The following is a 12,836-nucleotide window of genomic DNA, read 5'->3' as shown; positions in this document are numbered from 1 at the left end:
GCGGTCACGATCATGCCCATCATCATTGCAGACATCGTGAAGCGCTATTGCCCGATTGGCCAATTGTGGCGCGCGCGCCGTCATGGCACGATCGTTCGCAAATATCGTCGGCCCGCCGCCGGCCCCTCATCTGGAGACGCCATGTCCTCGCCCGTCCGTTCATCCGAATCGCTCGATGTCGATGCGCTGCTCGCCGCGCTGCCGCGTCGCATCGCCGACGTGCCCGCGCGCCGGGCCGCGCAGTCGCCCGCGCAGCCGGCGCTGATCGAGGATGCGCGCCGCCTGTCGTACGGCGATCTGGCGCAGGCCGTCGATGCGGCGGCCGCGCGGCTGGCGAGCCTCGGCGTGCAAGGCGGCGACCGCGTGATGATCGTCGCGGAAAACTGCGTCGCGCAGATCGTGCTGCTGTTCGCGGCCGCCCGCCTCGACGCGTGGGCGCTCGTGTCGAACGCACGGCTGTCGGCCGCCGAACTCGATGCGATCGCCGCGCATGCACGCCCTAAGCTGACCGCGTTCACGACGGACGCCTCACCCGACGCCCGCGCCCACGCCGAGCGGATCGGCGCAATGCCGGCCGGCGCGCTGCCGGTCGACATCGGCGCGTGGTCGTATCGCGTCGACGCGAGCGCGCCCGCCGAACCGGTGGCCGCCGACGGCGCCGCCCAATGCGCGGCGCTGATCTACACGACCGGTACGACCGGCACGCCGAAAGGCGTGATGCTGTCGCACCGCAACCTGCTGTTCATCGCGGCGACGTCGAGCGCGCTGCGCCGCGTGTCGCCGGATGACGTCGTCTACACGGTGCTGCCCGTGTCGCACGTGTACGGGCTCGCATCGGTGTGCCTGGGCAGCCTGTATGCAGGCGCGACGCTGCGGCTCGCGCCGCGCTTCTCGCCGGAAGCCGTCCGCGTCGCGCTCGCCGACGAAGGCGTGACGATCTTCCAGGGCGTGCCCGCGATGCACGCGAAGCTGCTCGAACACCTGCACACGCACGGCCACGCATGGCGCGCGCCGCGGCTGCGCTTCGCATATTCGGGCGGCTCGCCGCTCGATGCGAACCTGAAGGCGCGCGTCGAGCGCCTGTACGGCGTGCCGCTGCACAACGGCTACGGGATGACCGAAAGCAGCCCGACGATCACGCAGACGCCGCTCGACGCGCCGCGCACGGACAGTTCGGTCGGCGTGCCGATTCCGGGCGTCGACGTGCGGATCGTCGCGCCGGACGGCACCGACGTGCCGCCGGGCGAAGTCGGCGAGATCCGCGTGCGCGGGCCGAACGTGATGCTCGGCTACTACCGCAACGCGGATGCGACGCGCGCGGCCGTGTCGCCGGACGGCTGGCTGAGCACCGGCGATCTCGCGCGGCAGGACGCGGACGGCGCGGTGACGATCGCGGGCCGCAGCAAGGAGCTGATCATCCGCTCGGGCTTCAACGTGTATCCGGTCGAGGTCGAGCAGGTGCTGAACGCGCATCCGGGCGTCGTGCAGGCGGCCGTGATCGGCCGCGCGATCGACGGCAACGAGGAAGTGCTCGCGTTCGTCGAGCGCGTGCCGGGCGCGGCGGTGGACGAGGCGGCATTGCACACATGGTGCGCGGACCGGCTCACCGCTTACAAACGCCCTGCGCACATCCGCGTGCTCGATGCGTTGCCGGCCGCATCGACCGGCAAGGTGCTCAAGCACCGGCTGCGCGAGCTCGTCTGACGCGCCCTGCGATGCGCGGCGCAGCCCGCATCGGCGCCCCGCCCCACCACGCTGCGTCAAATGCCCGCGTCGCGCGTCAGCCGCGCGGGTGATGCTGCGCGTGCAGCGTCTTGAGCCGCTCGCGCGCGACGTGCGTGTAGATCTGCGTGGTCGAGATGTCGCTGTGGCCGAGCAGCAACTGCACGACGCGCAGGTCGGCGCCGTGGTTCAGCAGGTGCGTCGCGAACGCGTGCCGCAGCGTGTGCGGCGACAGGTGCGCGCGCACGTCGGCCTGCTGCGCGTGACGCTTGATGATGTTCCAGAACTGCTGGCGCGTCATCCCGTCGCCGCGCGCGGTCACGAACAGCGCATCGGCCGCGCGTGCGCCGAGCAGCGCGGGCCGCGCGTCGCGCAGGTAGCGTTCGATCCAGCCGTGCGCGACTTCGCCGAACGGCACGAGCCGCTCCTTCGAACCCTTGCCCATCACGCGCACGACGCCTTCGTTGAGGCCGACTTCGACGGTCTTCAGCGTCACGAGCTCGCTCACGCGCAGCCCGCTCGCGTACATCAGCTCGAGCATCGTGCGATCGCGCAGGCCGAGCGGCGTGCCGATGTCCGGCGCGCCCAGCAGCGCCTCGACCTGCGCCTCCGACAATGTCGACGGGAACCGGGCCGCCTGTTTCGCGGACGTGATCCGCAGCGTCGGGTCAGCGCTCGCGCGATGCTCGCGCACGGCCCAGCCGTAATAGCGACGGAACACGGACAGTCGCCGGTTCGACGACGTCGCCTTGCCGTCGCTGCGCGCGGCGATGTAGCCGGTCACCATCGCCTCGTCGGCGCCGTCGAGCGGCGCGGCGTGCGTCGCGGCCAGCCATTGGGAAAACAGCACCAGATCGCGCCGGTACGCATCGAGCGTGTTGCGCGCGAGGCCGTGTTCGAGCCACAACGCATCGCAGAACACGTCGATCGACGCGCGGCTCGCGAGCAGCGCGGGCGATGCCGCGACGGCATCGTCGTCGGCTTCGGGGGTCGTCACAGGTTCGCTCATCGGTACGGCACACCCTCGTGCGTCAGCAGCCAGCGCTTCACTTGCTGGTAATAGCCGTTGTCGTCGTGGTTCGCGAACCCGCCGAGGCCACCCGCCGCGACGACGCGATGGCACGGGATCACGAGCGGGAAGTAGTTCGCGCCGCACGCCTGGCCAACCGCGCGCGGCGCGCTGCCGATCCGCTTCGCGACCTGGCCGTAGGTGAGCACCGTGCCGGGCGGGATATCGCTGATCACGTCCCACACGCGATGCTGGAATGCGCTGCCGACATCGGCGAGCGGCAGGTCGAAGCGTGCGGACGCGCGCTCGAAATAACGTTCGATCTGCTTGACCGCGCGCTTCGCGAGCGCCGAATCCGGATCGACCGACTTCATCGATTCGGGCAGATAGACGATCTCGCGCACCACCGCGGCATCCGTACGGATGCCGACCTTGCCGAACGGCGCGTCGATGACTGCGTTGAACATTGCCTTCTCCTGACCGGGGGATGCGCGCGGCCCTGCCCGCGCGCCGACGACACTTTACGCCGCCTTCACGCGGCCCGCAGCGCCCATTCGACATGCTCGCGCACGAGCGGCGACGGATCGTCGGCCCGGGCGCGCAGCGCGGCGACGATCGCGTCGCGCGCCGCCGGCGAGAGCCGGTCCGCACCCGCGCGCAGCGCATTGCCGAGCCCGACCGCGAGATTGCGCAGCCAGCTTTCGTAGCCGATGCGCCGGATCGCGCTGCCCTGCATCCGCGTGTCGAACGTGTCGGCATCCCACGCGAACAGCTCGACGAGCGTCGCGCGATCGAGACCGTGCCGCACGTCGAAATCGGCGACGGGCGCGGCCTGCGCGAACTTGTTCCACGGGCACACGAGCTGACAGTCGTCGCAGCCGTACACGCGATTGCCGATCATCGGCCGCAGCGGCTCGGGAATGCTGCCTTTCAGCTCGATCGTCAGGTACGAGATGCAGCGGCGCGCATCGACGCGGTACGGCTCGACGATCGCACCGGTCGGGCACGCGTCGATGCAGCGCGTGCAGTTGCCGCAATGCGCGCCGGGCGTCTCCGGCGCGCGGTCGGGCGCCGTATGCGCGTCGGTCGGCAGCGGCAGGTCGACGTAGATCTCGCCGAGAAAGAACAGCGAGCCGGCATCGCGCTGCAACAGCAGCGTATGCTTGCCGCGCCAGCCGACCCCGGCCTTCTGCGCGAGCTCGACCTCGAGCACCGGCGCCGAATCGGTGAACACGCGGTAGCCGAACCCGCCGATCTCGTGCTCGATACGCTCCGCGAGCGTCTGCAGCCGGTTGCGCAGCACCTTGTGATAGTCGCGGCCGCGTGCATAGATCGACACGACGGCCGCCTGCGGATCGTCGAGCCGTGCCCGTTCGCGGGCGCGCCAGTCGTGCGGCACGAGCGCGCCGGGCTCGCCGCCGGACGCGCCGTCAGCGAGCGTTTGGGCCGGCAAATAAGCGAGCCGCACGGAAATCACGCGTCGCGTACCGGCCACAAGTTCGGCCGGCCGCGCGCGTTTCATCCCATGTTTCGCCATATAATCCATTTCGCCGTGGTATCCGGCTTCCAGCCAGGCGGCGAGGCCCGCTTCGGCATCCGAGAGATCGGTATCGCTGATGCCGATCGCCCCGAAACCCAATTCGCGCCCCCACGCCCTGATGCGAGCGGCGAGCGCAGTCAACGCCGCATCGTCGAGCGCGCACGGCGCCGCGCCTTCGTCACGAGTCGAAGGCCTGTCGGATGCGGCGCGTTCCGGTAGTCGGTTCATCGCACTATTTTACGAGAATGCCAGCCACGCCCAGCCAACCGCCTCACGACGCCACGTTGCCCGCCCCGCTCGCGGAGCGCGTGATCGCGCTCGCCGACGAAGCGGCAACCGAGGCCTTCGGCACCCGCTTCGCGCACGCGCTCGACGCGGCGCGCCTCGAACTCGACCGCGCGCATGTGTTCGACGGGCTGCAGATCCAGCTGGTCGGCGATCTCGGCGCGGGCAAGACCACCCTCGTGCGCGCGATCCTGCGCGGCCTCGGCCACCAGGGCCGCGTGCGCAGCCCGACCTATACGCTCGTCGAGCCGTACGCGCTCGAACGCAGCGATGGGGAACTCGAGGTCTATCACTTCGATCTGTATCGATTCAACGATCCGGCCGAATGGTCCGATGCAGGCTTTCGCGAATATTTCAATTCCAGCGCGATCTGCCTCGTCGAATGGCCGCAACAGGCGGGCGCCCTGCTCGGCGTGCCCGATCTGGTTTTCTCGCTCGACGTGGATGGCGACGGCCGTGCCCTCACCGTCCGGGCGTACAGCGCTTCAGGAAAGGCATGTCTCGAAAGATGTTGATCAAACCGTTCCGCTCGATCGAATCGGCGGCCACCGCGACGCACAACTGGCGGCGCCGCCAGATCCTGTGCGCGGGCGCGTCGACGCTGGTGCTCGGCCTCGTCGCGCCGCGGCTCGCGCACGCGTCGTCGGTGCTCGGCGTGCGCGTGTGGCCCGCACGCGATTACACGCGCGTCACGATCGAATCCGACCAGCCGCTGCAGAATAGCCAACAACTGCTGCAGGGTCCCGACCGTCTCGTCGTCGACCTGAGCGGTCTCGACCTCGACCAGGCACTGCGCGACCTCGTCTCGAAGATCGCGCCGAACGATCCGCAGATCCAGTCGGTGCGCGTCGGCCAGTATCAGCCGCACGTCGTGCGGATGGTGTTCGATCTGAAAGGCTCGGTGAAGCCGCAGGTGTTCACGCTGCCGCCCGTCGGCACGTACAAGTACCGGCTGGTGTTCGACCTGTATCCGGCCGTCGCGCCCGATCCGCTGTCCGACCTGATCGCGCAGACGGAACGCAAGGAACAGGCGCTCAACGACACCGCGCGCGCGCAGCAGATGCAGCCGCCGTCCACGCTGGCGGGCCCCGGCACCCCGCCGCCCGGCGCGGGCGACAACAGCGACGCATTCTTCCAGCGTTTCGCGCAGAACACGCCAACCACGCCGCACACGCCGCCGGCGGCCGGCACGCCGTCGACGCCCGCGAAGCCGGCCGTCAAGCCGCCGCCCGTCATCGCGCGCCGCGACGACAGCGACGACGACGGCGACACCTACAAGTTCACCGCGCCGAAATCCGGCAAGGGCGGCACCGTGCGTCTGCTGACGGTCGCGATCGACCCGGGCCACGGCGGCGAGGATCCGGGCGCGATCGGCGGCAACGGCACGTACGAGAAGCACATCGCGCTCGACATCGCGAAGAAGCTGCGCGCGAAGATCGACGCCGCGCCGAACATGCGCGCGATGATGACGCGCGACGCCGACTTCTTCGTGCCGCTGAACGTGCGCGTGCAGAAGGCGCGCCGCGTCGGCGCGGATCTCTTCGTGTCGATCCACGCGGATGCGTTCACGACGCCGTCCGCGCGCGGCTCGTCGGTGTTCGCGCTGTCCGACCACGGCGCGACGAGCGCCGCGGCGCGCTGGATGGCGAACAAGGAGAATTCGTCGGACCTGATCGGCGGCATCAACATCAAGACGGCGGACGCGGCGGTGAACCGCGCGCTGTTCGACATGTCGACGACCGCGCAGATCCGCGACTCGCTGCGCTACGGCAACTACGTGCTGAAGGAAGTGGGCGGCATCAACAAGCTGCACAAGGGCTCGGTCGAGCAGGCCGGGTTCGCGGTGCTGAAGGCGCCCGACATTCCGTCGATCCTCGTCGAGACCGCATTCATCAGCAACCCGGACGAAGAGCGCCGGCTCAACGACGACAGCTATCGCGACGAGATGGCCGACGCGATCTTCCGCGGCATCAAGCGTTATTTCGCCGCGAATCCGCCGCTCGCGAAGAGCCGGATGGCCTGAGCGCCACCGCTCCCCCCGCCGGCACGCAGCGCGTGCCGGCGCGTCACGACGCCGCGAAGCGGCTCAGCAGTTTCCCGCCGAACACGTTCACCGCGAGCCCGCCCATCACGAGTGCGGCGCCGATCAGTTGCGTTTGCGTCAGATGCTCGTCGAGCAGCAGCGCCGACGACGCGAGCCCGACGATCGGCACCAGCAGCGAGAACTGCGCGACCTGCGCGGCCGGGTAGCGCGACAGCAGGCGGCTCCACAGCCCGTAGCCGAGCAGCGTCGCGACGAATGCGAGATAGACGACCGCGAAGATCGACGCGCCGTTCAGTCCGGCGAGCGCGGTCGCGATCCGCTGCGGCCCCTCGAACCACAGCGACAGCAGAAAGAACGGCACCGGCGGCACGAGGCTCGCCCATACGACGAGCGACACGAGGTTCGCACGCCCGACCTTCTTCGTGACGATATTGCCGAAGGCCCACATCGCGGCCGAGCAGATCGTCAGCAGGAAACCCGCGAGCGTCATCGCGCGGCCGCCTTGCGCGGCGATCACGACGAGCCCGCCCGCGGCGATCGCGAGCCCGATCAAGTTCTGCACGCGCAGCCGCTCGCCGAGGAACAGCATCGCGAACACCAGCGTGAAGAACGCCTGCGACTGCAGCACGAGCGACGCGAGGCCGGCGGGCATGCCGACGTACATGCCGGTGAACAGGAACACGAACTGGCCGAGCTGGATCGTCGCGCCGTACAGCACCAGCAGCCGCCACGAAATCTGCGGCCGGCGCACGAGGAACACCGCGGGCACGGCCGCGAGCGTAAAGCGCAGCGCACCGAGCAGCATCGGCGGCATGCCGTGCAGGCCGACCTTGATCACGACGAAGTTCACGCCCCACGCCAGGATCACGACCAGCGCGAGCAGCAAGTCCTTCGGGGCCATCATCGGTGTCTCCCTCGATTGTCGAATCATTGTTGTGAAGCCGGCCAGTCTACCGGGTTTCGCCGGCCGGCCCGATACCCGCACGGCGCGCATGGAATCGGCGGCGCGCGCAGCGGCTTGCGCCACGCCGCGGATGCCGCACGACGCATGCCTGCCGCGGCCGCAGCGCGCGCATTTCGTGGTCCCCGCGCTCCGCGTCACGCGCGCGCGCCGCCGCACCGCCAGTACAATGACCGGCAATCCAGCCGTTCCCCACGAGGCCCGCCATGACCGACTCGATCAAAGCCCTGCTGAAGCCGCACGTCCGCGACATCGGCAACCTGCAGGTACGCCGCACGCTGCCCGCGCTCGCCGCACGCCTCGTCGGCCCGTTCATCTTCTTCGATCACATGGGGCCCGCGACGCTGCCTGCCGGCACGGGGCTCGACGTGCGCCCGCATCCGCACATCGGACTCGCGACGGTTACCTACCTGTTCGACGGCGCGATCCTGCACCGCGACAGCCTCGGCTCGCTGCAGGAAATCGTGCCCGGCGACGTGAACTGGATGACGGCCGGCCGCGGCATCGTCCACTCCGAGCGCACGCCGGACGCGCAACGCGCCAGCGGCCACACCGTGCACGGTATCCAGACCTGGGTCGCGCTGCCGCAGGCGCACGAGACGACCGAACCGTCGTTCGAGCACCATGCGGCCGACACGCTGCCCAAGCGCGACGCAGACGGCGTGGCGCTGACGGTGATCGCCGGCGACGCGTTCGGGCTGCATTCGCCCGTGACGACGTTCTCGCGCACGCTGTACGTCGCGGCCGAATTCGCGGCCGGCGGCCGGCTCGAACTCGATGCATCGCACGAGGAGCGCGCGGTCTACGTGGTCGACGGCGAGCTCGCGATCGACGGCACGCCGGTGCCGGCCGAACAGATGGCCGTACTCGTGCCGGGCGCGACGGTCACGCTGACGAGCGCCAGCGGCGCGCGCGCGATGCTGCTCGGCGGCGACCGGATCGACGGCGAACGCTACATCGAGTGGAATTTCGTCGCGAGCAGTCGCGAGGCGATCGAGCGGGCCAAAGCGGCCTGGACGCGCCAGGAAATGGGCAAGGTGCCCGGCGAGACCGAATGGATTCCGCTGCCCGAAGCGAAACCGCGTTGAAAAAGCCGCGCGCCGCCCCCATCCTGACGATATTCGAACGGAAGAGAACGCCATGGACACCACGCTTGCCACATTCGAGAAAGACGTCATCGAGGCGTCGCTGGACACGCCCGTGCTGGTCGACTTCTGGGCGCCGTGGTGCGGCCCCTGCAAGACGCTCGGCCCGCTGCTGGAAAAGCTCGAAGCCGATTACGCAGGCCGCTGGAAGCTCGTGAAGGTCAACGTCGACGAGAACCAGGAACTCGCCGCGCACTTCCAGACGCGCAGCATCCCGCACGTGATCGCGTTCGCCGACGGGCGCCCGGTCGACCAGTTCGTCGGCGTGCTGCCCGAAGGCCAGTTGCGCGCGTTCCTCGACCGGCTGCTGCCGGCCCCCGAGGAAGCCGAGCGCCGCGCCGCGCAGTATGCGATGGCCGAACAGCGCTTCGACGAGGCGCTCGCGCACCTCGAAGCGGCGCTCGCGCTGAACCCCGGCTACGACGACGCGCGCCTCGACCTGATCGAACTGCTGCTGGCGCGCAACGAAGTCGACGCCGCGCGTGCCGAGACCGAGCGCCTGTCGCCGCAAACCGTGCAGAACGGCGACCCGCGCTACCAAGCGATCAAGACCCGTTTCGACGCACTCGAAGCCACGGCCGACCTGCCGCCAACCGATGCGCTCGAAGCGCGCATCGCGGCAAACCCGGCCGATCTCGACGCACGCTTCGACCTTGCGCAGAGCCTGATCGCGCGGCGCGCGTACGAAGGCGCGCTGGAACAGTTGCTGGAAATCGTGATGCGCGATCGCACGTACGGCGATGATCTCGGCCGCCGCACGATGATCTCGGTGTTCGAGCTGGCCGGCGATCGCCCCGACCTCGTCGCCGGGTGGCGACGCAAGCTGAGCATGGCGCTCAACTGATGCACGACGCGCCGGGCCGCGCTGGCCCGGCCGACTTGCCGTATCGCTCGCGGCGCGTTACCCGCGCCGCGGCATCCGTCTTTCCTGCCCGCGCGTCGCGCGCTCAGCCGGCCGCCTGCGCCGCGATCGCACGCAGCGCATGCGCGGCCGCCGCGAACCCGAAGCTCGCGGTCACGCACACGCTCGAACCGAAGCCCGCACAGTTGAGCCCCGCGACGTGCGCGGCCGTGGACGGCTCGGCGCCGTCCTCGATGTCGCAGGCCGCCGCTTCCGGATAGATCAGCGGCTCGTCCGAATACACGGCGCTGACCTTGAAGCGCGCCTTCGGCCCGCGCGGAAAACCATGCTGCTTGCGCAACTGCGCACGCACCTTCGACAGCAGCGGATCCTGGATCGTCAGTGCGAGATCGTCGATGCGGATGCGCGTCGGGTCGAGCTGGCCGCCCGCGCCGCCGACCACGATCAACGGCTGCCGTTTCGCGACGCACCATGCGATCAGCGCGACCTTCGTGCGCACGCTGTCGATCGCGTCGATCACGTAGTCGAAGCCGCCGCCGAGCAGCGCGTCGAAGTTGTCGGGCTCGACGAAATCCTCGATCCGGTTCACGCGGCACGCGGGATCGATCAGCGCGATCCGCTCGGCCATCGCGTCGACCTTCGGCTTGCCGAAATTGCCGTCGAGCGCATGGATCTGCCGGTTCGTGTTGCTTTCCGCGACGTTGTCGAGATCGATCAGCGTCAGCGTGCCGATCGCGTTGCGCGCGAGCGCCTCGGCCACCCACGACCCGACGCCGCCGATCCCGATCACCGCGACGTGCGCCCGCTCGAACGCGGCGGCGGCCGGCGCGCCATACAGGCGCGCGACGCCGCCGAAACGCCGCGCGCGATCCACGTCAAGCTGGATTTCCGGTGTCGGGGTAAGATCAGAAGAACTGGGCGGGGCAGCGTCGGCGGAGGACATGGCAGCAAGGAAAACGTAAGTCGTGCAGCCCTCTATTTTGCCTGAACTCCCCGTCCGCACGCGCCACTGTGCACGCACGATTCTCGCGCGTTCGCTATACTGGCCCCAGATTGAAGCGTTTGCATAACATGACGACTCTCGCCGATCTCCGCATCAACTATTCACGTGCTTCGCTCGACGAAGCCGATGCCGCCCCCGACCCCTTCGCCCAGTTCGATCGCTGGTTCAAGGAGGCGCTCGCCGCCAAGCTGCCCGAGCCGAACACGATGACACTCGCGACCGTCGGCGCCGACGGCCGACCGTCGGCCCGGATCGTGCTCATCAAGGGCGTCGACGAACGCGGGTTCGTCTTCTTCACCAATTACGAAAGCCGCAAGGGGCACGATCTCGCCGTGCATCCGCAGGCCGCGCTGCTGTTCTACTGGATCGAGCTCGAGCGCCAGGTGCGCATCGAAGGCCGGATCGAGAAAACCAGCGCGGAAGAAAGCGACCGCTATTTCGCGTCGCGCCCGCTCGGCTCGCGCATCGGCGCGTGGGCGTCGGAGCAGAGCGCCGTGATCGACAGCCGCGCGACGCTCGAAGCGCGCGAAAAGGCCGTCAGCGAACGCTACGGCGACAACCCGCCGCGCCCGCCGCACTGGGGCGGCTACCGCCTCGTGCCCGACTCGATCGAGTTCTGGCAGGGGCGCCCGTCGCGGCTGCACGACCGCCTGCTCTACACGCGCGACGCCGCGGCGTCGCCGGGCTGGACGATCTCGCGCCTGTCGCCGTAAGCGCGGCGCCGGCGCACGCCGGTCGTGTCTCGTGTTGCATCCGGGTGCCCGCGCCGCAAGCGGCGGGCGCCGGTCAGGATACTTGGCTGTATTCGATTCAACGAACAAACGGAGAATCCAAATGTTCTGGGAAAAGAAGCTGGCACAGTGGGCGGATGAAGTACGGGCAAAAGCGAACATACCGGCGCGCCTCGTGCTGTGGAACGGCGATCAACTCGATTTCGGCACCTTCAGCGCACCGCAGGTCACGCTGAAGGTGAACAGCGCGTCGGCATTGCCGCTGCTGCTCGAACCGAGCCTCGACAATCTCGGCGAGGCGTACGTGAAAGGCAAGATCGACATCGAAGGCAAGCTGTCGGACATCATCAACATCGGCTACTCGCTCGCGCGCAGCACCGTGACCAGCGCAAGCAAGCTCGCCCGCGTGAAGCGCTACTTCAATCACACGAAGAGCACCGACAAGAAGGCGATCCAGTACCACTACGACGTCTCGAACGAGTTCTACCAGCTGTGGCTCGACGAGAACATGGTGTACTCGTGCGCGTACTTCGAGAACGGCGACGAGGATCTCGCCACCGCGCAGATCAAGAAGATCGACCACATCCTGACGAAGATCCAGCTGCAGCCCGGCCAGCGCCTGCTCGACATCGGCTGCGGCTGGGGCGCGCTCGTGCTGCGCGCCGCACAGAAGTTCGGCGCGACGTGTCTCGGCGTGACGCTGTCGCAGAACCAGTTCGACCTCGCGACCGCGCGCGTGAAGGCCGCGGGGCTCGAAGACAGGATCGAGATTCGTCTGCAGGATTACCGCGAGATCGAAGGCCAGTTCGACCGCATCACGAGCGTCGGGATGTTCGAGCACGTCGGCCGCAAGAACCTGCCGCTCTATTTCTCGCGCATCCGCGAGCTGCTGACCGACGACGGCATCGCGATGAATCACGGGATCACGTCGACCGACGCGGAAAGCGGCGAAACGGCGCTCGGCGGCGGCGAATTCATCGATCGCTACGTGTTTCCGGACGGCGAGCTGCCGCACATCAGCCTCGCGCTCGAAGCGGCGCAGCGCGGCGGACTCGAGGCGGTTGACGTCGAAAGCCTGCGCCGGCACTATGCGCGCACGCTCGATATCTGGACGGAAAACTTCGAAGCGAAAGCCGAAGAGGCGCGAAAGCTCGTCGACGACGAAAAATTCCGCATCTGGCGCGTGTATCTGGCCGGCTGCGCGTATGCGTTCGAGCACGACGACGTGTCGATCTTCCAGATCGTGTGCCGCAAGGCCGGACGCAGCGCGAAAACGCTGCCGTGGTCGCGGCGCTACATGTACGAACACGCGCTGCCGCGCTAGGCGGCGCCTCACGCTGGGCATGCATGGGTGACGGCAGGACGCGGCGCAAGGCGCCGCCGCAACGACAGCAGCACGACGACGCCAACGAGTCGCACGCCGACGGACAGTTCGACCTGTTCGGCGTGCCGACGGACGCCGCACGCGCGTCGCCCGCGCACGACGACAGCGCCGATGAATCCGTGACGCCGGACGCACCGGACCACGCACGAC

General features: G+C 68.9%; 12 protein-coding genes and 1 pseudogene. 8 read left to right on the top strand and 5 right to left on the bottom strand.

The window, feature by feature from the left end; translation table 11 throughout:
- The first annotated feature begins 141 nt into the window (after nucleotides 1-141).
- Entirely contained in the window at nucleotides 142-1,704 is a 1,563-nt protein-coding gene (locus H0X91_RS29935) for a class I adenylate-forming enzyme family protein (RefSeq protein ID WP_196433596.1), read from the top strand.
- 76 nt (nucleotides 1,705-1,780) lie between these two features.
- On the opposite strand, the gene xerD is transcribed toward H0X91_RS29935, so the two are convergent.
- The 3 genes from xerD to queG form a co-directional block, all read right to left on the bottom strand.
- Nucleotides 1,781-2,731 carry a site-specific tyrosine recombinase XerD gene (gene xerD / locus H0X91_RS29930; RefSeq protein WP_012492835.1) on the bottom strand — a complete coding sequence of 317 codons (951 nt, stop codon included), beginning with the start codon at nucleotides 2,729-2,731 and terminating at the stop codon, nucleotides 1,781-1,783.
- Nucleotides 2,728-3,198: a methylated-DNA--[protein]-cysteine S-methyltransferase gene (locus tag H0X91_RS29925; RefSeq protein ID WP_006496476.1), complete on the bottom strand. Its 471-nt coding sequence runs from the start codon at nucleotides 3,196-3,198 to the stop codon at nucleotides 2,728-2,730. Before H0X91_RS29925 ends, xerD begins: the two co-directional genes overlap by 4 nt.
- 65 nt (nucleotides 3,199-3,263) lie before the next feature.
- Nucleotides 3,264-4,499, bottom strand: coding sequence for a tRNA epoxyqueuosine(34) reductase QueG (queG, locus tag H0X91_RS29920; protein WP_080330916.1), 1,236 nt, complete (start codon nucleotides 4,497-4,499; stop codon nucleotides 3,264-3,266).
- Between the two features lie 17 nt (nucleotides 4,500-4,516).
- Here queG and H0X91_RS29915 point away from each other — a divergent pair, with 17 nt between their 5' ends.
- Entirely contained in the window at nucleotides 4,517-5,071 is a 555-nt protein-coding gene (locus H0X91_RS29915) for a bifunctional tRNA (adenosine(37)-N6)-threonylcarbamoyltransferase complex ATPase subunit type 1 TsaE/phosphotransferase (RefSeq protein WP_012492836.1), read from the top strand.
- Entirely contained in the window at nucleotides 5,053-6,579 is a 1,527-nt protein-coding gene (locus tag H0X91_RS29910; protein ID WP_006496479.1) for an N-acetylmuramoyl-L-alanine amidase, read from the top strand. Before H0X91_RS29915 ends, H0X91_RS29910 begins: the two co-directional genes overlap by 19 nt.
- 43 nt (nucleotides 6,580-6,622) lie before the next feature.
- Here H0X91_RS29910 and H0X91_RS29905 read toward each other — a convergent pair whose 3' ends face one another.
- Nucleotides 6,623-7,501 carry an EamA family transporter gene (locus H0X91_RS29905; protein ID WP_171984013.1) on the bottom strand — a complete coding sequence of 293 codons (879 nt, stop codon included), beginning with the start codon at nucleotides 7,499-7,501 and terminating at the stop codon, nucleotides 6,623-6,625.
- Between the two features lie 266 nt (nucleotides 7,502-7,767).
- Between H0X91_RS29905 and H0X91_RS29900 the strand changes: the two genes are divergently transcribed.
- Together H0X91_RS29900 and trxA are read left to right on the top strand one after the other, a co-directional pair.
- Nucleotides 7,768-8,649, top strand: a complete 882-nt coding sequence (locus H0X91_RS29900; protein WP_006482482.1) for a pirin family protein — start codon at nucleotides 7,768-7,770, stop codon at nucleotides 8,647-8,649.
- 52 nt (nucleotides 8,650-8,701) lie between these two features.
- Nucleotides 8,702-9,550, top strand: a complete 849-nt coding sequence (gene trxA, locus H0X91_RS29895) for a thioredoxin (protein ID WP_048988971.1) — start codon at nucleotides 8,702-8,704, stop codon at nucleotides 9,548-9,550.
- Nucleotides 9,551-9,653: 103 nt separating this feature from the next.
- On the opposite strand, the gene tcdA is transcribed toward trxA, so the two are convergent.
- The gene (gene tcdA, locus H0X91_RS29890) at nucleotides 9,654-10,511 is read right to left on the bottom strand and encodes a tRNA cyclic N6-threonylcarbamoyladenosine(37) synthase TcdA (protein WP_034178425.1); all 858 of its coding nucleotides are present in this window, start codon (nucleotides 10,509-10,511) and stop codon (nucleotides 9,654-9,656) included.
- A 128-nt stretch (nucleotides 10,512-10,639) separates the two neighbouring features.
- Between tcdA and pdxH the strand changes: the two genes are divergently transcribed.
- The 3 genes and pseudogenes from pdxH to H0X91_RS35085 all read left to right on the top strand — a co-directional run.
- Nucleotides 10,640-11,284, top strand: a complete 645-nt coding sequence (pdxH, locus tag H0X91_RS29885; RefSeq protein ID WP_006482475.1) for a pyridoxamine 5'-phosphate oxidase — start codon at nucleotides 10,640-10,642, stop codon at nucleotides 11,282-11,284.
- 121 nt (nucleotides 11,285-11,405) lie between these two features.
- Nucleotides 11,406-12,626: an SAM-dependent methyltransferase gene (locus H0X91_RS29880; protein ID WP_006482480.1), complete on the top strand. Its 1,221-nt coding sequence runs from the start codon at nucleotides 11,406-11,408 to the stop codon at nucleotides 12,624-12,626.
- Nucleotides 12,627-12,649: 23 nt separating this feature from the next.
- A pseudogene (locus H0X91_RS35085) lies at nucleotides 12,650-12,836 on the top strand (DUF72 domain-containing protein); the annotation flags it as partial.

The organism is Burkholderia sp. 9777_1386 (assembly GCF_015712265.1).
GTDB lineage: Bacteria > Pseudomonadota > Gammaproteobacteria > Burkholderiales > Burkholderiaceae > Burkholderia > Burkholderia cenocepacia.
Note: the sequence above shows the minus strand (reverse complement) of the source record. Positions and strands in the feature narration are given on the sequence as shown.